This window comes from Anabaena sp. WA102, from assembly GCF_001277295.1.
GTDB classification, from domain to species: Bacteria; Cyanobacteriota; Cyanobacteriia; order Cyanobacteriales; family Nostocaceae; genus Dolichospermum; species Dolichospermum heterosporum.
This window is the reverse complement of the sequence record NZ_CP011456.1, coordinates 3,050,001-3,071,344: the sequence shown is the minus strand read 5'-3', so window position 1 is coordinate 3,071,344 and position 21,344 is coordinate 3,050,001. Positions and strand designations below refer to the sequence as shown.

The 21,344-nt window shown below is 40.5% G+C and carries 16 protein-coding genes, 2 tRNA genes, 2 rRNA genes and 1 pseudogene (1 of these 21 only partly in view); 14 read left to right on the top strand and 7 right to left on the bottom strand.

Annotated elements, in window-relative coordinates; all coding sequences use genetic code 11:
• Window positions 1–115: 115 nt before the first annotated feature.
• A complete protein-coding gene (locus AA650_RS13245; protein WP_053539369.1) occupies window positions 116–1,459 on the bottom strand; it encodes a DEAD/DEAH box helicase in 1,344 nt (447 codons plus the stop codon).
• A gap of 275 nt (window positions 1,460–1,734) precedes the next feature.
• On the opposite strand from AA650_RS13245, the gene AA650_RS13240 reads away from it, so the two are divergent.
• From AA650_RS13240 to AA650_RS13220, 5 genes and pseudogenes are all read left to right on the top strand, one after another.
• On the top strand, window positions 1,735–2,859 hold the full coding sequence (locus AA650_RS13240; RefSeq protein ID WP_053539368.1) for a DNA cytosine methyltransferase: 1,125 nt from the start codon (window positions 1,735–1,737) through the stop codon (window positions 2,857–2,859).
• A gap of 113 nt (window positions 2,860–2,972) precedes the next feature.
• Window positions 2,973–3,658: pseudogene (gene deoC, locus AA650_RS13235) on the top strand (deoxyribose-phosphate aldolase).
• Between the two features lie 130 nt (window positions 3,659–3,788).
• A complete protein-coding gene (gene recO, locus AA650_RS13230) occupies window positions 3,789–4,718 on the top strand; it encodes a DNA repair protein RecO (protein ID WP_053539367.1) in 930 nt (309 codons plus the stop codon).
• On the top strand, window positions 4,705–6,321 hold the full coding sequence (locus AA650_RS13225) for an MFS transporter (protein WP_442853964.1): 1,617 nt from the start codon (window positions 4,705–4,707) through the stop codon (window positions 6,319–6,321). The genes recO and AA650_RS13225 overlap by 14 nt, the downstream gene beginning before the upstream one ends.
• Before the next feature lie 288 nt (window positions 6,322–6,609).
• Window positions 6,610–7,758 carry a glycosyltransferase family 4 protein gene (locus AA650_RS13220; protein WP_027401627.1) on the top strand — a complete coding sequence of 383 codons (1,149 nt, stop codon included), beginning with the start codon at window positions 6,610–6,612 and terminating at the stop codon, window positions 7,756–7,758.
• A gap of 62 nt (window positions 7,759–7,820) precedes the next feature.
• On the opposite strand, the gene AA650_RS13215 is transcribed toward AA650_RS13220, so the two are convergent.
• Both AA650_RS13215 and AA650_RS13210 read right to left on the bottom strand, forming a co-directional pair.
• Complete coding sequence (locus tag AA650_RS13215) at window positions 7,821–8,054, bottom strand: hypothetical protein (RefSeq protein ID WP_053539365.1); 234 nt, start codon at window positions 8,052–8,054, stop codon at window positions 7,821–7,823.
• A gap of 174 nt (window positions 8,055–8,228) precedes the next feature.
• Window positions 8,229–8,459 (bottom strand): Hfq-related RNA-binding protein, encoded by a 231-nt coding sequence (locus AA650_RS13210; protein WP_053539364.1) that lies wholly within the window; start codon window positions 8,457–8,459, stop codon window positions 8,229–8,231.
• 118 nt (window positions 8,460–8,577) lie between these two features.
• Between AA650_RS13210 and dapF the strand changes: the two genes are divergently transcribed.
• The 3 genes from dapF (at window position 8,578) to AA650_RS27920 (ending at window position 10,898) form a co-directional block, all read left to right on the top strand.
• The gene (gene dapF / locus AA650_RS13205) at window positions 8,578–9,417 is read left to right on the top strand and encodes a diaminopimelate epimerase (protein ID WP_053539363.1); all 840 of its coding nucleotides are present in this window, start codon (window positions 8,578–8,580) and stop codon (window positions 9,415–9,417) included.
• A gap of 592 nt (window positions 9,418–10,009) precedes the next feature.
• On the top strand, window positions 10,010–10,609 hold the full coding sequence (locus AA650_RS13200; RefSeq protein WP_199924245.1) for a Uma2 family endonuclease: 600 nt from the start codon (window positions 10,010–10,012) through the stop codon (window positions 10,607–10,609).
• A gap of 148 nt (window positions 10,610–10,757) precedes the next feature.
• A complete protein-coding gene (locus AA650_RS27920; protein WP_160289959.1) occupies window positions 10,758–10,898 on the top strand; it encodes a hypothetical protein in 141 nt (46 codons plus the stop codon).
• Window positions 10,899–11,147: 249 nt separating this feature from the next.
• On the opposite strand, the gene AA650_RS13195 is transcribed toward AA650_RS27920, so the two are convergent.
• On the bottom strand, window positions 11,148–12,680 hold the full coding sequence (locus tag AA650_RS13195) for a GMC oxidoreductase (RefSeq protein WP_053539362.1): 1,533 nt from the start codon (window positions 12,678–12,680) through the stop codon (window positions 11,148–11,150).
• Between the two features lie 450 nt (window positions 12,681–13,130).
• Between AA650_RS13195 and AA650_RS13190 the strand changes: the two genes are divergently transcribed.
• Together AA650_RS13190 and AA650_RS13185 are read left to right on the top strand one after the other, a co-directional pair.
• On the top strand, window positions 13,131–14,474 hold the full coding sequence (locus tag AA650_RS13190; protein ID WP_053539361.1) for a histidine phosphatase family protein: 1,344 nt from the start codon (window positions 13,131–13,133) through the stop codon (window positions 14,472–14,474).
• 238 nt (window positions 14,475–14,712) lie between these two features.
• Window positions 14,713–15,585 carry a DUF5895 domain-containing protein gene (locus tag AA650_RS13185; RefSeq protein WP_053539360.1) on the top strand — a complete coding sequence of 291 codons (873 nt, stop codon included), beginning with the start codon at window positions 14,713–14,715 and terminating at the stop codon, window positions 15,583–15,585.
• Window positions 15,586–15,674: 89 nt separating this feature from the next.
• On the opposite strand, the gene mltA is transcribed toward AA650_RS13185, so the two are convergent.
• The 3 genes from mltA to glyQ all read right to left on the bottom strand — a co-directional run bounded on the left by mltA (window position 15,675) and on the right by glyQ (window position 18,758).
• Window positions 15,675–16,901, bottom strand: a complete 1,227-nt coding sequence (mltA, locus tag AA650_RS13180) for a murein transglycosylase A (RefSeq protein WP_053539359.1) — start codon at window positions 16,899–16,901, stop codon at window positions 15,675–15,677.
• Window positions 16,902–16,903: 2 nt separating this feature from the next.
• Entirely contained in the window at window positions 16,904–17,152 is a 249-nt protein-coding gene (locus AA650_RS13175) for a hypothetical protein (RefSeq protein WP_027401636.1), read from the bottom strand.
• Window positions 17,153–17,876: 724 nt separating this feature from the next.
• Window positions 17,877–18,758, bottom strand: a complete 882-nt coding sequence (gene glyQ / locus AA650_RS13170) for a glycine--tRNA ligase subunit alpha (RefSeq protein ID WP_053539358.1) — start codon at window positions 18,756–18,758, stop codon at window positions 17,877–17,879.
• 314 nt (window positions 18,759–19,072) lie between these two features.
• Here glyQ and AA650_RS13165 point away from each other — a divergent pair.
• The 4 genes from AA650_RS13165 to AA650_RS13150 all read left to right on the top strand — a co-directional run.
• Window positions 19,073–20,559: ribosomal RNA gene (locus AA650_RS13165) — 16S ribosomal RNA — on the top strand.
• 124 nt (window positions 20,560–20,683) lie between these two features.
• Window positions 20,684–20,757 (top strand) — tRNA-Ile (locus AA650_RS13160).
• Window positions 20,758–20,838: 81 nt separating this feature from the next.
• Window positions 20,839–20,911, top strand: a tRNA-Ala gene (locus AA650_RS13155).
• Window positions 20,912–21,067: 156 nt separating this feature from the next.
• Window positions 21,068–21,344: ribosomal RNA gene (locus AA650_RS13150) — 23S ribosomal RNA — on the top strand; it runs 2,549 nt beyond the window's last position.
• Together the 16S and 23S rRNA genes with 2 tRNA genes alongside form the textbook arrangement of a ribosomal RNA operon.

Sequence of the window (21,344 nt, the reverse complement as noted above, 5' to 3'; positions counted from 1 at the left end):
AAATTACAAAGAACCGATTTCACCAAATATCAGTTCCCAAACCCCAAAAATAATCCGGGGAATGGGTAAAAGTTGATAATTATCAATTGTCAGTTATCAATTATCAACTCAGCTATTACCTACGTTTACCAGAACGACGTGGTGTAGGAGAACTAGAACCAGGCTTTTTATCCCCTGCGGCTGTGCGTGAAGAAGGCTGTCTAGGTGATTTTGAAGAAGCAGATTTAGGAGCAGAACGACGAGTCCGCTGATTTCCACCACCACCAGAAGGAGCTTTGCGTCCATTGGGAATTGGTTCAGCTTTAATTTCTGGGTTGACTCCAAAACCATCTACCACTTCTTTCGGTAAACGCTGCTCAATGAGTTTCTCAATATCCGCTAACAAATGATGTTCATCAACACATACAAGGGAAATCGCTTGACCTTCCGCACCAGCGCGTCCAGTCCGACCAATGCGATGCACATAATCCTCTGGGACATTGGGTAAATCGTAATTAATAACGTGAGGTAGTTCGCTAATATCAAGACCACGCGCAGCAATATCCGTTGCTACCAATACCTGCAAAGTCCCATCTTTAAACTTGGCTAAAGCATGAGTTCGCGCTCCCTGGCTCTTATTACCGTGAATAGCGAGCGCTTGAATGCGATCTTCACCCAACTGCTTCACCAACCGGTCAGCACCATGCTTGGTGCGGCTAAATACTAATACTTGATACCATTTGTTTTCTCGAATTAGATGAGAAAGTAATTGGCGTTTGCGATCGCGGTCTACATGATAAACTTTTTGTGATACCGTTGCCGCAGTCACATTTCGGCGTGCGACTTCAATCATAGTCGGGTTATTTAGTAACCCAACCGCAAGAGTTTTAACTTTATCAGAGAAAGTTGCAAAAAATAGCAGATTCTGCCGCTGTTTAGGCAAAAGTGAAAGAATACGCCGGATATCATTAATAAACCCCATGTCCAGCATTCGGTCTGCTTCATCCAGTACCAACACTTCCACACGGGACAAATTCACAGTCCCTTGTTGCACATGATCTAACAATCGTCCTGGAGTTGAAACCAAAATATCTACACGGGTTCTCAATTTCTGTTTTTGGGGACCAATACTCACTCCCCCAAACATCACCATTGAATTCAAATTCAAATATTTACCATAATCACGGACACTTTCTTGCACCTGTGCAGCGAGTTCACGAGTAGGAGTCAGAATTAAGGCGCGAATTGGCGGAAATCCATGAGAATTACTAGAAATGCCCTTATTTGCAGACAAACGATGTAACAATGGCAGAGTGAAACTGGCAGTTTTACCAGTACCCGTTTGCGCTCCAGCCATAATATCACCACCAGACAACACCACAGGAATAGCCTGTGTCTGGATTGGTGTAGGTTTATCATATCCCCGCTCAGTGACAGCACGGACAATTTCTGGGGACAAGCCGAGATTAGAAAAAGACATAGAACTCCAAGAATAACATCGGCCTGTCGCCAATCACGGCTTCAGTCTTAGGCGGACGAATGGTTTAAAATACACAAATGGGCAATAAGCACCAAGACTAGGGGCAAATCCCACAGCCTCTGATCATAGCAGAATTATGGTGAAATCTGAACCTCTAGGAATTATCCCTTGTGCTACTTGTACCAATATTAGTATAAATACGCTAAATATTCTTTGTACAATCAATATAATTCCTAAGAAAGCTAAACAAAAAATTAAACCGTTCATAATGTCAAATGTCTACCCCCCTTATCTTCTCATTCTTTTCCGGTTCAGGCTTCCTCGATTTAGGTTTTGAAACCACAGGCTATAACATCGCTTACGTTAACGAAATCTTCCCTCCATTCATGTCCGCATATCGCTATTCACGGGAAATTCTCAATCTCCCCCAACCTGAATATGGATATCATCAAGAAGAGGCCGCAGACGTAAGTAAATTAATAGTAGGAACACCAGCACAACGATTAAATGAATTAGTCAAAGATTCTCGTAAATCAAATAATGTAATTGGCTTTATTGGTGGTCCACCCTGTCCTGATTTTTCTATTGGTGGCAAAAACAAAGGACATTTAGGTGATAATGGTAAACTCTCATTTGCTTATGTTGAATTAATTTGTCAAAATCTACCCGATTTCTTTTTATTTGAAAATGTTAAAGGTTTGTGGAGAACTACAAAACACCGTTTATTTTTTGAAGAACTAAAAATTAAATTACAAAAATTCGGTTATATCTTAACAGAACGGTTAATTAATTCTATTGAATATGGTGTCCCTCAAGATAGAGATAGAATTATTTTAATAGGCTTTCAAGCTAAATTTCTCAAAGATATAAAAATCAAAGATGAATTTACTTTTCCTTGGGAAAACCATATTTTATATCCTCAAGAACAAATATTTACGTATCCTTGGAATAAATGCGAGCCATTTCAAGAGGATTCCATAATTCCTTGTCCTAAAAATATTCCTGAAAAACTCACTGTTGAATATTGGTTTAGAAAAAATCACGTTCTCAACCATCCTAATGCTCAACATCATTTTCAACCAAGAGCAGGTAAAACAAAATTTGCTACTATTGCTGAAGGAGATGATTCCAAAAAATCATTTAAACGTTTGCACAGGTGGCGTTATTCTCCCACAGCTTGCTATGGTAATAATGAGGTGCATTTACATCCTTATAAGATCAGACGCATTTCTGTAGCCGAAGCTTTAGCAATTCAATCTTTACCCGAAGATTTTTCCCTTCCAGAAAATATGTCACTTACGAATATGTTTAAAACCGTTGGTAATGGTGTTCCCTACTTAGCAGCAAAAGCCTTAGCACAAACTATTCTTGACTTTTTAAACACTGGTTCGCAAGAATAAGGGCGCAGGCCCTGCGCCCCTACTTTCTGACTTCTCTTGATATGTAGTTTAATATATAAGAAATACTTTAATTTTCATCAAGTTTAATCAACTTTACACCAAAAACAAAAACGATGGCAGCAGACTATCCAAATATTGATATTGCACCATTTATTGATCACTCTCTGCTATTACCAATTGCCACCCCAGAGCAGATTAGTCAATGGTGCGACGAAGCATATAGATATAACTTTGCAGCGGTATGTGTAAATCCCTGCTATGTCAAGCAAGTAGCAGAACTTCTCTATAAAAAAATCCTCAAGTTTGTACAGTCATTGGTTTTCCCAATGGTGCAAATACTTCAGCCGTAAAGTTATATGAAGCTAAAGAAGCAGTAGACAATGGTGCTACTGAGTTGGATGTAGTTATTAATTTAGGGTGGTTAAAAGCGGGAAAAACAGAGGAAGTTCACCGAGAAATTGCCACAATTTGTGAAGAAGCTGGACAACCTGTAAAGGTAATTTTAGAAACTAGCTTGCTGACGGATACAGAGAAACAAATCGCTGCGGAACTGGCTTTGGATGCTGGTGCTGCATTCTTAAAAACTAGTACAGGTTGGAATGGTGGCGCAACTGTAGCTGACGTGAAGCTTTTGAAAGAGATAGCAAAAGATCGTGTAGGCATCAAAGCATCAGGAGGTATTCGCACCCATAATGATGCTTTAGAGTTAATTATGGCTGGTGCGACTAGACTAGGTACATCTCGCGGAGTGGATTTACTTCGTCAACGCAATTACCCAGAAAAAGAAAAGAGTGAGTAGTCAGTCGTCCTTTGTTTAGCTGTTCTTTGTCAGTTGTCCTTTGTCTGTTGTTCTTCCTTTACTACTGACCACCGACTACTGACTACTGACCACTGACCACTGACCACTGACCACTGACCACTGACTAAAAATGAGTAAAACCTACAAAGCAACTGGTATTAATCTCAAGGCGCAAGCGCTGGGCGAATCTGATAAAATAGTTACAATTTTAACTCAAGAATTTGGTTTAATTCGGGCAGTTGCGACGGGAGTACGGAAACAAAACTCCAGCTTGGGGGGGAGAATGGGGATGTTTGTTATTAATGAATTACTCATTTCCCAAGGACGAAATCTCGATAGAATTACTCAAGCTGAAACTATCAAAACTTATCCGGGTTTATCTAAGGATTTGGGTAAATTAGCTGCTAGTCAATATTTAGCGGAAATAGTTCTGTGTCAAGCGTTAAGCGAACAACCGCAAACAGAAATTTATGAGTTATTTAATGAGCATCTTCAGCGGCTAGAGGATATACCAAAAATAGAAATAAACTGTGTAGTTGCCTATCTAGCTCAAGGTGTATTTCAACTTTTATCCTTAGCGGGACTAACACCACAAGTAGAGTCTTGTTGTTTAACTCAACGGCTTTTAACCCCAGACTGGACAAATCCCCATTGGCAAGTTGGATTTAGCATTCCTTCTGGTGGCATAATTTGTTTAGACGCTTGGAAAACCTTGCGAACAGAAATAGAGCAGGAGAAACGGGAAAATAGGGAAATGACACAAACAAGCCAGACAAATGTTTCCAATCCCCAATTCTGGTCTTCTAACCCTAGCTACGAAACGGTTTTTCACCAGCAGGAGTTACCAATTATTTCTCGTCGGTTGAATGGGAAACAACTGGTTATGCTTCAACATCTGTCGGAAACAGAGATAATACAAATAGATGTGGCCGACTATTCTGGATGGTTAGCTGTTGAGCAAATTTTACGCCAGTATGTTCAGTATCATTTAGGACAACCTATTCGCTCTGCCACTTTGATTGATTCCTATTTTGCCGCCAACCATGATGCAATCGTCTGATTTAAATAAAAAAAGCCGAACTCACTCACCTAGCGACGCTAAAAAAAAGCATAAAGCATCAGATCATAATGTTGCTTCTGCTCCTAAACTTAGTCATATTCATAGTCCAGAAATGTCACTAAAAGATGTTTCTGAAGATGGAAGTTGCCCATCAGAAATTCCATTAACTGATATTTCTCAAGGCTCAGAAATAAAATCTGATCCATTATTAAAAGGTGCGGAATTGAATGGTAAATTAACGACGGATTTAACGCCGGAAACATTGCCATTAATAGATGCCGATTCTGGGGGTACGGATTCTGCAAATAATCAACAGGCGGGGTTTTTACCTGTATTAAAAAACCCTAACTTTCTCGCTCTTTGGGCGGGTCAAGTTTTCTGTCAATTAGCCGATAAGGTTTATTTAGTATTGATGATTGCTTTGATTAATAGCCAGTTTCAAGCTAGTGATCAAAGTATTAGCGGTTGGGTTTCGGCTTTAATGATAGCGTTTACAATTCCTGCCGTATTATTTGGCTCTGTAGCTGGGGTATTTGTAGATCGTTGGTCAAAAAAAGTTGTTTTGGTAGCATCAAATATTTGGCGTGGTATTCTGGTTTTACTTATTCCTACCCTGTTATGGTTAACCCATGATTGGCAGCCTGTTGGCGTTTTGCCTGTGGGTTTTTTGATTATTTTAGGAGTAACTTTTTTGGTTTCTACCTTAACACAATTTTTTGCCCCGGCAGAACAATCGGCTATTCCTTTAATAGTCAAAGAACAGGATTTGCTTTCAGCTAATTCTCTCTACACAACGACAATGATGGCTTCGGTGATTGTGGGTTTTGCGGTAGGAGAACCAGTGTTGGCATTAGCAGACGGACTGTGGGGGCAATTAGGCGGTGGTGGGGGATTGGGTAAGGAAATTTTGGTGGGTGGTAGTTATGCGATCGCTGGGTTAATATTATTTCTACTCCAAACTAACGAAAAACCCCATCCCCCGGAAACAGAATTTCCCCATGTTTTGTCAGACTTGCGCGACGGGTTACGTTACCTCCAAGAAAATCATCGCATCCGCAATGCTTTATTACAACTAATTATCCTATTTTCTGTCTTTGCCGCCCTGACTGTGCTGGCAGTTCGTATGGCAGAAATTATTCCCAATCTGAAAGCCTCTCAATTCGGCTTTTTATTAGCATCTGCTGGTGTTGGTGTGGCTATTGGGGCGACAATTCTCGGACAATTTGGACAACGCTTTTCCTATAAACAACTGAGTTTTTGGGGTTGTCTAGGTATGACAGGATCTTTAATTGGTTTATCACTGTTCACCACTCAACTTTTACCCGTGCTGCTATTTATAGCTTTGGTGGGAATATTTGGGGCTTTGGTGGGTATCCCTATGCAAACTGCAATCCAAACCGAAACACCCCCAGCTATGCGAGGTAAGGTATTTGGACTGCAAAATAACGTGATTAATATTGCTCTTTCTCTCCCCTTGGCTTTAGCTGGTGTGGCGGAAACTTTTATCGGCTTAAAAGCAGTATTTTTTACCTTAGCTGCGATCGTCTTAGTTGGCGGTCTCTTTACTTGGTATAATTCTAGTGAGTCCTCAGATGGCAAATAGCCAGAAACTGCATCAAACTATTGGGTTTCGTGCTAAACTTAATCCAGCAAGATGCAAAATACTTGCTGGGAATCAACCAAATAATCAGCATATTAATTTGTAATCAAGTTAAAAACTTTATGAATTATTAGCATTATCAATAAAGCTATTGATTGTTTAACTGCCCAGATTATTTAGGTTTTAAAGTTAGAGATATCTGAGTTTTTGTGAATACCAAAAATTCGGCTATAACAACTTCATAATAAAAACAGTATATTTTACCCTCGTTTTTTTATAGATAACCGAAGAATGCGTATAGCTTGGATTGGAAAAAAAACACCCTTTTGCGGTAACGTCACCTACAGTCGAGAAATTACCAACGGATTACTAGACAGGGGACACGAGGTTAGTTTTCTGCACTTTGCTCAAGAAGAAGCGACAACTGACAATTGGCCTAATTTTCAAGAAGTTCCTTTACCATTTATCTACAAATCTCAGGTTTACACAATTCCCTCTTTCAAAGCAACTAAGGTTTTGAAAGATTCACTACGGGAAATTAAACCAGATATAGTCCACGCTTCTCTGACTCTATCAACTTTAGATTTTGTTTTACCAGAAATTTGCGAAGAGTTAAATTTGCCCCTCATTGCTACTTTCCACACTCCATTTGCAGGGAAGGGAGCAAAATTAATATCTAGTACCCAGCTTTTAGCTTATCAACTTTATGCTCCCTTTTTAGATCATTATGATCGGGTAATTATCTTTTCCCAAATTCAACGGGAATTACTCTCAGGTATGGGGGTTGGGGACAGCAAAATTGCTGTGATTCCTAATGGTGTAGATCCTGTTAAGTATTCTCCCGGTGTTTCTCATGTTAAAGCCGAATTCGGGGCTGAACGTTTGTTTGTTTATCAAGGGAGAATCGCCCAAGAGAAAAACGTTGAATCTCTCTTGCGGGCTTGGAAGCAATCAGATATGGGTGTTAATACCAAATTATTGATTGTGGGTGATGGTCCATTAAAGCCTTCTCTGGAGTCATTTTATGGTCGAGAACATGGCATCATCTGGTTAGGATTTATCGCCGATGAAAATCGCCGGATCGAAATTTTACGAGGGGCGGATGTATTTATTTTACCTTCTTTGGTAGAGGGATTATCCTTGTCTTTATTAGAGGCTATGTCCTGTGGTGTAGCTTGTTTAGCTACTGACGTGGGTGCAGACGGGGAAGTTTTAGAAAAGGGGGCTGGTGTAGCGATTAATACAAGCAGTGTGCGATCGCAGTTAAAGACCCTATTACCACTATGCCAAGATCATCCAGAGTTAACCACATTGTTGGGAGAAAAAGCCAGGAAGCGAGTATTAGAACGCTATACCTTAAATGATAATATCACCCAATTAGAAGAGCTTTATAGCCAAGTTCTCGCCCAGCGTCCTTTAACACTAAGCTGGGGTATTTAAACCTCCGTAGGGGCGGGGTTCCCCCGCCCTTTATCAGTCTTCCTTGTAAGGCGTTAAAATTATCACGTGATCATTGGTAAACTTATGTCGAATCCTACACTATCTAGGTATGGTTTCCAGTCAAAAGCATTAATATCTAAACTGGTAAGAAAATTATTGATGATTGGGTTTAAAGGAATGTAATTGGGTACAGGGTTTGTCCCGATAGCTGTAGTCGTACCACCTACTATAATTTTTTGTTGGTCAATAGATATGTCTGCGAATACAGGTATATCTGTGATGCGTATTTTAGACATTGTAAAAATATCCTTAACGTTGATTAGTCTCGCTAAATTCCACCGTTAATTTAAATATTAGACAAAGCAATAATATCCAGTCAATCCGATAAGCAACTAGAAGCAACACAGTTTTATATAGATTTAAGTAGGTTGGCGTTAAAAATTGTTGGCATTCTGTGGGTTTAGTCCTGTTTAGGCTACTGTATCACTGAATGGTTTCATGTAGGCGATCGCCTGTTTCCAAACCATAATTTGCTCATTATTACCATCAAAAACACAGATACAATTGTGATCCTGCCAAAATATGCGACCTGTAATCAAATCACCAGTCATTAATCTAAATTCGACGGTTAATTTTTCTTTAATACACTTCTGGACTTGACGAATGCTAGGTAGGGAAGTATCAAATTGATTGGTTGCCATATATTATACTGGTAATTGGTAATTGGTAATTGGTAACTGACGACTGACAACCGACAACTGACAACTGACAAATTTTTTAATAGTATGAATGAATCTTTAATAATTCATTTAGGGCAAAATGGCAATCGAATTTACTAAGTATCACGGACTCGGTAATGATTTTATTCTTATTGATAACCGTTCCTCATTGACACCAGTATTAACACCAGAGAAAGCTGTACAGTGGTGCGATCGCCATTTTGGGATCGGAGCAGATGGTGTTATTTTCGCACTTCCTGGACAGAATGGCACTGACTACACCATGCGAATTTTTAACTCCGATGGTTCAGAACCGGAAATGTGTGGGAACGGGATTCGCTGTTTAGCGGTATTTTTGACAGACCTAGAAGGCATTTCCCGGACAAAAGATAAATATCATATTCATACCTTAGCAGGTGTGATTGCCCCCCAACTCACTGATGATGGTCAAGTTAAAGTGGATATGGGTGAACCCCGGTTATTAGCAGAAGAAATTCCTACCACTTTATCACCTAGTGAGTTTCAAGTCATTAATCAACCCTTGGAAGTAGCCGGGAAAACTTGGGATGTTACCTGTGTCAGCATGGGAAATCCCCACTGTATCACCTTTGTGGAAGATGTTGCGGCGATTAATTTAGAAAGCATTGGTTCCCAATTTGAAAATCATCCCGTATTTCCTAAAAAAACCAACACCGAATTTATTGAAATAGTCAATCGTAACTATTTGAAAATGCGCGTTTGGGAAAGAGGTGCTGGAATTACCCTCGCTTGTGGAACAGGTGCTTGTGCGTCCTTGGTAGCGGGTGTATTGAACGATAAATGCGATCGCACCGCTACCATAGAATTACCCGGCGGCCCCCTAGAAATCGAGTGGTCAGAACTTGACAACCGGATTTACATGACAGGACCAGCCGAACGAGTATTTACAGGAAAATATTAAATAAATTCAGCCTGTTTTGAGTTCTAAGTTATGCAAGCGATTGTCTACAGAACTATTGTAGGCGATCTGCTTGCAGCAGTGCTAGTTCCCTCCGGGACGCTCCGCGTAGCAAGATCCCGTAGGGTACGCCATCGCACTGTGCTAATTGATTTGTTTTTGGTATAATTATGAGAGTTTGGACTAATTATCACAGTATTTCCAGCTAAATCTTAAAACCTTCTCATCTTATAATGAGAGTTATTTTAGTCAACAGATGATAAGATTACTCATTGACCAATTTAACACAGTATGTCACGAATCAGCAGAAAATTGATATTAATGCAGAAATTTCTAAATATATCAATAGTTTAATTGTTAAGGAGTATATCAACGAGTACAATAGAATTAGTGCATAAATAGTGAAATCGGCGGTTAGAAACCGCATCTACACAAACAAAACCTGCCTTCGCAGGTTAAAGACCTTAATTTAATCTTAATCCGCGCAGGCGGACTTTGTTTGTATAGCCGCGTTGGCGGAGCGTGGCGAAGCCATATTCTATTCGCCAGGGCTGTATAATTATTGATATTAGTTTCATCTGTGGAGTTAAATCTAATGACACAAGCTGCAATCACAAATTTAGAATTAATTCAACCTTTAGCTAATCATCAGGCTTTGACAGATGAGCAATTTATGTTATTGCAGGAAAATGATAATCTTTATGAATATGTGGACGGAGAGCTAATTATAGTGGCAAATTCAGGTGTAGAACATGGCTACTTAGCTCTAACTCTTGGATATTTTTTAACAGGTTTTGTGCGTGATCATAAACTCGGTATAACTTGTGATTCTAGCACTGCTTTTAAAATGAAAACTGGTAACAAAAGATCACCCGATCTGGCTTTTATTTCTAAGGAAAGGTTACAAGGTTTAAAACGATTACCCAAAGGTTTTTTTGATGGCGCTCCTGATTTAGCTGTAGAAATTATTTCTCCTAATAATACTTTTGAAGAAATTCATCATAAATTAGTAGAGTATTTTGAAAACGGAACTCGTTTAGCATGGGTAATTTTGCCAGATGAAGAATGTGTATTAGTTTATCGCAAACCTAAGCCATCACAGCTTTTGCAATTGGAAGATAGTCTTAATGGAGAAGATGTTATTCCTAATTTTAGTCTGCCTTTGATAGAGTTATTTCAAGAATTATCTTTTTAGATTAAGTAGGTGAACACAATAAAACCAATCTGTGTAAAGAAAAGTAAAATCGCCCAAACCCTCTTCACTCTTGCATGAGTGCCTCTTGCCTTGCCATAACGACAGATCACCACAACACTTTTTTTATCATACACTTTTAAAAGTTGACTTGTCTAATTATGGATACGCTAGACATTTCAAATTCTTAAAACAATCAAAAATATTATTAACTCAAATTGCTAGTTATCTAGTTAAGGCTGATACTTCGACTATGGCTACGCTACGCAAGCGATCGCCAATAGGTAATTAAGTAGGTTGGCGTTGAAAATTGTCGTTATGGCAAGGCAAAAGGCACTCATGCAAGAGTGAAGAGGGTTTAGGCGATTTTACATTTCTTTACACAGTTTGGTTTTATTGTGTTCACCTACTTAGTGATAAAATCCCTATTTTCATCCTGTACATCCTTTAATCCTGGACATCCTGATTCTGAGAAAAAATGCTTACCGTGACCTGTAGGGGTTTCCCCGCCCTTAATTATATTCCATCCCCACCACAAATACTATATCCTTGTCAATAAATGTTCTCCCACCCGCAAAGCATTAGCAATAATAGTTAATGAAGGATTTACCGCAGCACTAGAAGGAAAAAAGCTCCCATCAACAACATAAAGATTATCAACATCATGAGTCCGACAATTGATATCTAGAACCGAATTATTGGGATCTTCTCCAAAACGACAAGTACCACATTGATGAGTCACTTCTCTTAAACCCATTTTTTGAGGAATATGTAAAGTTCCAGGTGATTGAAATACAGAAATTGATTGTAAAACCTGAATCCATTGCTGAATTAATTTATTAAAAGCCCTTTGATTATTATGAGTATATTCCAGGAAAACCTGCCCATTTCTACTCAAAACCCTATTATTAAAATCTGGTAAATCCTCTGTGATTACTAACCAAGATAGGGAATGATTCGCTATAGCCTCAGCTATAAAATTAGGCATCAAAGGCGGACCATAAGCAAGTATTTTATCCTTATTTGCCCCACCCAGTAATTGCACACTCCCCATAGGATAAGCAAAATCTTGATTTCCCCAATAAAAATCAGTAAAAGCCAAAGTTTTCGGAAAAATTGTATTATTCAACTTGGTATTTAAAGTCATGACCACAGCAAAATTATGTGTCATGTAATTGCGTCCCACAAGATGAGAACTATTAGCTAATCCATTGGGGTGTTGCTCATTAGCAGATTTCAGTAACAGCAATGCCGAATTAACTGCACCACAAGCTAATACCACAATATCCCCAGAAAATATCTGCCGTTGATTTCCTATTTCTACTTCCACTCCAGTCACTTCTCGACCCGATGGGCTAGTATGTAAACATACTACCTTTGCTTCAGTTATTAATGTGATATTTGCATAAGTCATTGCTGGACGAACACAATTGATATCCGCATCAGCTTTACCATCAATTAAACACGGAAAACCATCACAAGTATGACAACGAATACAAGCACTTAAACTCCGATTTACCTCATTGAGTTTGATAGCCAGTGGTTGATAAAAAGGATGAAAACCTTGATATTTTAAAGAGTCATGGACTTCTTGAATATAAGGCTCATGACTCAATGGTGAAAAAGGATATTCTTGATTAATCTGCGGTTCAGTAGGGTCAAGACCTCGTTTACCATGTACATCATAAAGTTTTTCGGCTTCGTCATAGTAGGGAGCGAAATCTTGATATTTTAATGGCCATTCTGGAGAAATCCCATCTTCATGAATAACCTTTTCAAAATCTCGTTCACGCAATCTAAACAAAGTCCCACCATAAAATTTAGTATTACCACCCACATAATAATGTGTGAGAGGTTTGATAGCTTTCCCGTGTTTGTCATACCATAGTTCACTAGTCCGATAGCGTTCTTTCCGAGAAACTTCTTGAGTATCCCAATTAGCTTTTTCTTTAGGTAAAAAATTACCTTGTTCTAAAACTAAAATTTTCTTGCCACTGGATGCTAATTTGTAGGCTAAAGTTCCACCTCCAGCACCAGTACCAACGATGATAAAGTCGTAATGATTGACAGTCATTGTTTACAAAAAGAGGGAACAGGGAATAGGGAATAGGGAATAGGGAACAGGGAATAGGGAATAGGGAACAGGGAATAGATAAGAAACTAAAGTTTCAGAGTTTAAATCTCAGTCAAAAAAGGATGTTTTTTGAGATGCGTAGCACAAAAAAATAGTGTCATTATTTCAATCTCATGTTTCTAAACATGAGTTTTTTCTGTTCCCTATTGATTCCTGTTCCTTCTGAATATTTTTTGCTCTAGAACCGGAGGCAAATACAGCTATTCTAGTTCCACCTATTCAACTAGTTAAAATAGATGAATTATGTTGTTTAAAATTACAGCTTAGTTATTAATTTAGGCTGTATTAATTATTAAGTCTGTATTTTAAAGATCATCAACAAGGAGAGCGATCGCCCAGTCGGAACATTTTGTAGTAAAATTAGGGCTTTGCATAGAGGAAACAAAAAAAATGACCCGTGTGATCATCGTGCGTCATGGTCAAAGTACCTACAATATAGAAAAACGTATTCAAGGGCGTACTGATGCCTCATCTTTAACCGCCAAAGGTCAAAATGATGCCAGTCAAGCTGGTATTGCCCTCAGTAGTATTTCCTTTCAAGCTATTTATAGTAGTCCCCTCCAGCGAGCTAAATCCACAGCGGAAATTATCCGCAGTCAATTGGCTACACAATCTGCTGTCATTCAAATTGATGAACAGTTGGTAGAAGTTGATTTACCCTTATGGGTAGGAATGACTACAAGTGAAGTCCAAGAAAAGTTTACTGAAGATTACCGCACCTGGAAAAAACATCCCCACGAGTTTCGCATGGTTTTAGATGAACCTTCAGGAACTAAAGAACATTTCCCAGTTCTGGTTTTATACGCCCAAGCCAAGCAATTTTGGCAAGATATTCTCCCCCAACACCAAGGGGAAACTATCCTGATTGTGGGTCATAATGGCATCAATCGTGCCTTAATTAGCACCGCGTTGGGAATTTCCCCCAGTCGTTACCATTGTTTACAACAGTCTAACTGCGGTATTAGTATTTTGAATTTTGCCGGTGGTTTAGGCGAACCTGTGCAGTTAGAATCTATGAATCAAACCCAACATCTGGGTGAAACTTTCCCTTCTCTACGTCCTGGTCACAAAGGTGTAAGATTATTATTAGTCCGTCATGGGGAAACGGAATGGAATCGTCAAGGTAAATTTCAAGGACAAATTGATATTCCCCTCAATGATCATGGTAGAAACCAAGCCGCAAAAGCCGCAGAATTTCTCAAAGACGTAAATATTGATTTTGCAGTTAGCAGCACTATGTCCCGTCCCAAGGAAACAGCGGAAATTATCTTAAAATATCATGCCAGTTTAAACTTAGAACTATTTGCTGGTTTGAGAGAAATTAGTCACGGACTTTGGGAAGGCAAATTTGAATCAGAAATTGAGCAAGAATTTCCTGGAGAATTAGAAAGTTGGCGCACAATCCCCGCCAATGTGCAAATGCCACAAGGAGAAAATTTAACACAGGTAAAAGAACGCAGTGTTGCTGATTGGAATACTATAGTCGAAAATGCCCAATCGCAGCAATTACAACTAGGATTGGTCGTCGCCCATGATGCCACTAATAAAACCTTGTTGTGTCATATTCTCGGTTTATCTAACGAGAATTTCTGGAACTTCCGTCAAGGTAATGGGGCTGTGAGTGTCATTGATTATCCTCATGGGATTCAAGGTTATCCAGTTCTGCAAGCGATGAATATTACTGGCCATTTAAGTAATGGTGTTCTTGATAAAACTGCGGCTGGTGCATTGTAGTTGAGATAAGTTGTTAGGGTAATTGATGAATTGCCCTAATATCAAATAGAGTAGGAGATTAAGAATAATTGAACGCAGATAAACGCAGATAAACGCAGATAAGAAGGGATGAATTAATGGATTTAAACAAAAATTGTTACAATCTAATTCAGAAAGTGTCTAATCTCGGAGATAGATGGTACAAAATATGGTACAAACGATAGACTTATTAAACTAAACACGCTGATATTCTAAAATCATGAAAGCATCTGCTAAGTTCGACTTTGAAGACGAAAAGTTCAACGCCCCACCGTCCCAAGTGATTCCCTGGGGTTTAATGATCAATCCTCGGTATGGTACAGATGGTTTACAAAGCTATGGTTTAGCGATTAGCCGCGATAATGCTCAATCCGTTAGATTTCAGCCAGATGATAATTGGCAACAGGTGGAACATGAATTTAGTTCTGGAGAAGTAGAAACAATATTTATTACTACTACTCCTAGATTAGTGATAGTGCGTCGTGGTCCGTTGTCGGTACAAGATCGGGAAACCAAGATTAGATTAGGTACATACAAAGATTACAAAGAAGAGTTTTTAGCTGATAAACTTAAATTTAAAATTTATACTCGCCATTTGATTTTTTTAGTCGGTGAAGATAAAAAGTTTTTGCATCAATCACCTCTGCAATTAACTCTGAGTGGTTCACCCGGCGCTAGTTTTGGGAAAAATTACGCTGAATATCAACAAGGGCGAATTACTGGCGGTTTTGCTGGGGAATTGGAAAAAGCTTATGCTGGTTTTCAAAAGAAACCACTAACTCCTAAAGGTCCTTTATTCCATGCTCATGGGATTTTTTGCCCTATAATTGAACCTGAAGAAAGAGGAATAGAACCGAATATTGCTTTGGTGGCTTCAACTGTAGATTATAAACATCCCACGATTTCCACTTTAACAGATTATATGATTGCTTCAGACTCTCCTGAGTCGGAAATTATTTGTAAGGCTTTTGAAGAATACAAAGAATTTGGTAAGGAAGTAATTAAACCAGAGGCTTCTAAGGTAGAAACGTCTGGTGTTACCAATTCTTATGTATATGCGGATGACGATGAATTTAGTTATCCACCTTATTAGGGACTGGGGACTTGGGGAGAAACTTCTTTCTTCTGTCTTCTCTTACTCCTGACAAAGGGCGCAAGCCCTGCGCCCCTACTTACTGACTCCTATTCTTTTAATAGTAAATAGAATAGTGAACCGTTGCCGCCAGAAATACCAGCGCGATCGCCTGCTAATTGACCAGAACCCATGAAATAATCAACTCTTCCTGGTCCTTTAATTGCACTACCTGTGTCTTGATCTAAGACAAAACGGTTAACTAGACGAGATTCCAGTTTGCCACCATTAGTAGGATAAGGAAATGAATTGATAATTAGGGCTAATGCACCCGGTGGCATGAGAGACTTATCTGTAGCAATGGAACGTTCCGCGGTGACAGGGACAACAATACTACCTGTAGCAGGCGTACCGTTGGTTTCTGCAAAGAAAACAAACCTTTCCCAACGTGGTAAATAATTACTTAACTCCTTGGGATTTTGGCGAAAATAAGTAATTAACTTAGGCATGGTTAAACCACTCAGTGGCAGTTTCCCATCTTTTGCTAGTTCTTTACCGATAGAAGTCCAAGCATAATCAGTTCCTCCAGCATAACCAACAGATGTTCTTTGCCCATTAGTTAATTTAATTTGGGCAGAACCTTGGATCTGAACCATGTATGGATCTAGACGATTACTAAACCAGACAATTTCTAACCCTCGTAACTTGCTTTTATCCCCCAGCAACCCATTTTTGCCTTCCAAATCAATCCGTTTAGGATGGGGTTTTGTCCATTTCTGGAAATCTGGCGGCAGACTATAAAGAGGATACTTATATACAGCAGTTCTAACTCGGCTGGCAACATACACAGGCTCATAATAAGCTGTAAACTTAACAGTTCCCTTGCCATCGTTGCCTACAGACTGGTAAAAGACAAACTCTCGCCGCACAGCAGCTTGTAGTTCAGCCGCCGACTGAGAACTCACAACCAATTGCCGAAAGCGTAGCAAACTCCGCTGCACCCGATTAAGGGTAATTTCCTTAATTGGGTAATTTTGATAGGCTGTAACAGCTTTATTAGTTGCCAAATAGCGCAAACTGTTATCTATGGAGGTCAGCAATGCTTGTTTATCACCCTGTTTACCCCAAAGTTGTTCATCTAAACCTAAGCAATTCTGGGGGGTACAAACAGTTTCTAAATTAATAGGTTCGAGGGCTGGTACTACTACAGGTGGTATTTCCGGGGTCACTGGTATCGTGACTGGCTGCGAATTAGGAGCTTGAGCTACAACTGAGGAAAGTGGATTTATAAAGGCAATTCCCAGACTTAAGGCAAGCAAAGTAAGGTTTTTTCTCATGTTTATCTTTCAATACTAGAATTAAAAACAGGTTCTACCCGAATTCCTGCAATCTTGGACGGACGCACCACTAGATATTCGCCTTGAATATTCTTAATCGGTACGTTAATAAACTCATTTGAATCCTGCTTTGGAGTTAATACGCCGCTATACCATTTTTGAAATTCTGGAAAGGTAGAAAAACGCACTTCTTCCCTATGTCCATTGTCTAACAGCAAAAAGACAGCATATTCGTTAGGAGTTCTAGGCATAAATTTACACTACTAAAAATACATCTTCTCCATTGTTAACCACGTCGCACCATAATGAAAAGAATTATCTAGTGGCCTGTCAATTTTGTTTTTGTGTTTAATCGGTTCTCAAATCAAAGATTCCCAAAATTGGATACAGACAATTTTAAGCTTGACAGACCACTAGTCTCTTATAAGGTAAATCAACGGCTTTACCACCCAAAACCATTGCACTGACAAGGGGACATTCAGGAACACCTAATAAACGAGCTTGCGATCGCCCAATTTTCTTACGAACTTGTCACCATCCCCAAGGAATTGCCGTAAACAGCAAACCCAAAATATAACTAAGACAGATAATTATTCCACTCGTCTGCATCATAAATCAAAATAAATGCCAAAGCACCAAGCCTAGGAATCCGGTTTGATTCCTGATAGCGGAGCGCGGCGTTAGCCATATTTTTCTACTTAGGAAGGCAAGAGGCAAAAGGCAAAAGGCAAGAGGCAAGACGATTCCAGAATATTAAGGTGTACCGAGTTTTGTTCAAAAATCAAATAGGAGTCCTATGTATATCAAAGGTATTGAAAAAAATCTGAATAAAAATCCGATTGCTTAAGGGAACACCAAAAAATAAATTACCCAATTTTGTGGGATGGGCATCCTGCCCGTCCTTGATGATTAGCGGGCAAGATGCCCGCACCACAAGAGATTTTTGGGTATTTTTTTAATTGGAAGTCCCTAAGATTAATCTTCTAAAGTATTCATCAAAAGTGGAAAACCTAACTTTTCCCTTTGCTCAACATATAAATGAGCCACCTTCCTCGCCAAATGCCGAATCCTAGTAATGTAACGAGTCCGTTCCGTCACAGAAATTACCCCTCTAGCATCAAGCAAATTAAAAGCATGAGAACACTTAATCACATAATCCAAACTAGGTAAAACCAATCCTCGTTCCGTTAATTGTGTAGCCTCTTGCTCATATAAACCAAACAGCGTCAGCAACATCTCAGGATTCGACGCTTCAAAATTATAAGTACACTGTTCAATCTCACCCTGAAGATGAACATCACCATAAGTAATGTTATCAGTCCACTGAATCTTAGTAATTGCCTCCACTTGCTGAAGGTACATCACCAATCGCTCCAAACCATAAGTGATCTCAATAGACACAGGACGGCAATCAATACCACCACATTGCTGGAAATATGTAAATTGAGTAATTTCCATCCCATCTAACCACACTTCCCAGCCAGTACCCCAAGCCCCCACCGTCGCATCTTCCCAATTATCCTCCACAAACCGAATATCGTGGTCTTCAGGACAAATCCCTAACGCCCGTAAAGAATCCAGATAAATTTCCTGAATATCATCCGGTGACGGCTTAATCAAGACTTGATATTGATAATAATGCTGAAACCGATTCGGATTTTCGCCGTAACGTCCATCAGTCGGACGACGACAAGGTTCAACATAAGCCACAGACCAAGGTTCAGGTCCCAAAGCCCTCAAAAAAGTATGGGGATTCTTAGTACCCGCGCCCTTCTCCATATCATAGGGCTGGGCAATCAAGCACCCATGCTGTTCCCAAAACTGATGCAATATCGCTATTACTGACTGAAAATTCACTATCTACTCTTCCTTGAGTCAACAATGCCTAACCTATTGTGGACTAAACCCAGCATTATGAGCAGTTTTCAGGCAAACAAAAAACAAACCGAAAAAAAGTTTGCCAAAGTAGTTGACAAACCAGAGTAGATTCGATATATTAAATAAGTGCCGAACAGAGCAGCCAAAAAGAGGCAACACTGAACAGCACACCGAACCTTGAAAATATTATAGTTTGAAAGCCAGAATACAACAAGTACCCTGCGTCAGAGAAAGAAAATAACCTGACCGTGGTTGTAAAAACGGTTAAGAAAGAGCTTTATAACAGACGAACCAAAATGGAGAGTTTGATCCTGGCTCAGGATGAACGCTGGCGGTATGCTTAACACATGCAAGTCGAACGGTCTTTTCGGAGATAGTGGCGGACGGGTGAGTAACGCGTAAGAATCTACCTTCAGGTTGGGGACAACCACTGGAAACGGTGGCTAATACCCAATGTGCCGAGAGGTGAAAGGCTTGCTGCCTGAAGAAGAGCTTGCGTCTGATTAGCTAGTTGGTGGGGTAAGAGCCTACCAAGGCGACGATCAGTAGCTGGTCTGAGAGGATGATCAGCCACACTGGGACTGAGACACGGCCCAGACTCCTACGGGAGGCAGCAGTGGGGAATTTTCCGCAATGGGCGAAAGCCTGACGGAGCAATACCGCGTGAGGGAGGAAGGCTCTTGGGTTGTAAACCTCTTTTCTCAGGGAAGAACAGAATGACGGTACCTGAGGAATAAGCATCGGCTAACTCCGTGCCAGCAGCCGCGGTAATACGGAGGATGCAAGCGTTATCCGGAATGATTGGGCGTAAAGGGTCCGCAGGTGGCATTGTAAGTCTGCTGTTAAAGAGTTTGGCTCAACCAAATAAAAGCAGTGGAAACTACAAAGCTAGAGTGTGGTCGGGGCAGAGGGAATTCCTGGTGTAGCGGTGAAATGCGTAGATATCAGGAAGAACACCGGTGGCGAAGGCGCTCTGCTAGGCCAAGACTGACACTGAGGGACGAAAGCTAGGGGAGCGAATGGGATTAGATACCCCAGTAGTCCTAGCCGTAAACGATGGATACTAGGCGTAGCTCGTATCGACCCGAGCTGTGCCGTAGCTAACGCGTTAAGTATCCCGCCTGGGGAGTACGCAGGCAACTGTGAAACTCAAAGGAATTGACGGGGGCCCGCACAAGCGGTGGAGTATGTGGTTTAATTCGATGCAACGCGAAGAACCTTACCAAGGCTTGACATGTCACGAATTCTGTTGAAAGATGGAAGTGCCTTCGGGAGCGTGAACACAGGTGGTGCATGGCTGTCGTCAGCTCGTGTCGTGAGATGTTGGGTTAAGTCCCGCAACGAGCGCAACCCTCGTTTTTAGTTGCCAGCATTAAGTTGGGCACTCTAGAGAGACTGCCGGTGACAAACCGGAGGAAGGTGGGGATGACGTCAAGTCAGCATGCCCCTTACGTCTTGGGCTACACACGTACTACAATGCTACGGACAAAGGGCAGCTACACAGCGATGTGATGCGAATCTCATAAACCGTAGCTCAGTTCAGATCGAAGGCTGCAACTCGCCTTCGTGAAGGAGGAATCGCTAGTAATTGCAGGTCAGCATACTGCAGTGAATTCGTTCCCGGGCCTTGTACACACCGCCCGTCACACCATGGAAGTTGGTCACGCCCGAAGTCGTTACCCCAACCGCAAGGAGGGGGATGCCTAAGGTAGGACTGATGACTGGGGTGAAGTCGTAACAAGGTAGCCGTACCGGAAGGTGTGGCTGGATCACCTCCTTTTAGGGAGACCTAATCCATTTAGAAATTGAAAGCAATGCAAATTGTGAATAGAAACTAAATTGGTCTAACCTAGGTCGGTCGCAGACTTGAAGTAAAGCTTTCAAACTATGGTTTGGTTCGATAAGGGCTATTAGCTCAGGTGGTTAGAGCGCACCCCTGATAAGGGTGAGGTCCCTGGTTCGAGTCCAGGATGGCCCACCTGAAGGAAGTCAAAAATCAAAAGTCAAAAGTCAAAATTAAATATTTTTGAAGCATGACTAGAAATTTTGAGTTCTTTTTGGGGGTTTAGCTCAGTTGGTAGAGCGCCTGCTTTGCAAGCAGGATGTCAGCGGTTCGAGTCCGCTAACCTCCACATTTGGAAAAAGAACAGCAACTGAAACTATTGATAATAGTTTTTGACTGCTGGGTTAAATTCCAGCCAGAACCTTGAAAACTGCATAAGAGAAAGAGAAAAAGCAGGCAGACACAGACATTGAGATGGATGTGAAAGCAAACAAGCAGAAAATGTGGTCAAGCTAATAAGGGCTAATGGTGGATACCTAGGCACACAGAGGCGAAGAAGGACGTGGTTACCGACGAAATGTTCCGGGGAGTTGGAAGCAAACTAAGAGCCGGAAATATCCGAATGGGGCAACCCTATGTACTACCTGTTGAATATATAGACAGGAAAGAGCCAACCCAGCGAACTGAAACATCTTAGTAGCTGGAGGAAGAGAAATCAAACTAGAGATTCCCTAAGTAGTGGTGAGCGAAAGGGGAAGAGCCTAAACCAAGGGATTTATCCT

Excerpts from the sequence above, each read along its gene's own strand:
- AA650_RS13220 (WP_027401627.1), top strand. The coding sequence starts at position 6,610 with ATGCGTATAGCTTGGATTGGAAAAAAAACACCCTTTTGCGGTAACGTC.
- AA650_RS13240 (WP_053539368.1), top strand. The coding sequence starts at position 1,735 with ATGTCTACCCCCCTTATCTTCTCATTCTTTTCCGGTTCAGGCTTCCTC.
- AA650_RS13185 (WP_053539360.1), top strand. The coding sequence starts at position 14,713 with ATGAAAGCATCTGCTAAGTTCGACTTTGAAGACGAAAAGTTCAACGCC.
- AA650_RS13210 (WP_053539364.1), bottom strand. The coding sequence starts at position 8,459 with ATGGCAACCAATCAATTTGATACTTCCCTACCTAGCATTCGTCAAGTC.
- mltA (WP_053539359.1), bottom strand. The coding sequence starts at position 16,901 with ATGAGAAAAAACCTTACTTTGCTTGCCTTAAGTCTGGGAATTGCCTTT.
- AA650_RS13190 (WP_053539361.1), top strand. The coding sequence starts at position 13,131 with ATGACCCGTGTGATCATCGTGCGTCATGGTCAAAGTACCTACAATATA.
- AA650_RS13215 (WP_053539365.1), bottom strand. The coding sequence starts at position 8,054 with ATGTCTAAAATACGCATCACAGATATACCTGTATTCGCAGACATATCT.
- AA650_RS13225 (WP_442853964.1), top strand. The coding sequence starts at position 4,705 with ATGCAATCGTCTGATTTAAATAAAAAAAGCCGAACTCACTCACCTAGC.
- dapF (WP_053539363.1), top strand. The coding sequence starts at position 8,578 with ATGGCAATCGAATTTACTAAGTATCACGGACTCGGTAATGATTTTATT.
- AA650_RS13245 (WP_053539369.1), bottom strand. The coding sequence starts at position 1,459 with ATGTCTTTTTCTAATCTCGGCTTGTCCCCAGAAATTGTCCGTGCTGTC.
- recO (WP_053539367.1), top strand. The coding sequence starts at position 3,789 with ATGAGTAAAACCTACAAAGCAACTGGTATTAATCTCAAGGCGCAAGCG.
- AA650_RS13175 (WP_027401636.1), bottom strand. The coding sequence starts at position 17,152 with ATGCCTAGAACTCCTAACGAATATGCTGTCTTTTTGCTGTTAGACAAT.
- AA650_RS13195 (WP_053539362.1), bottom strand. The coding sequence starts at position 12,680 with ATGACTGTCAATCATTACGACTTTATCATCGTTGGTACTGGTGCTGGA.
- AA650_RS13200 (WP_199924245.1), top strand. The coding sequence starts at position 10,010 with ATGACACAAGCTGCAATCACAAATTTAGAATTAATTCAACCTTTAGCT.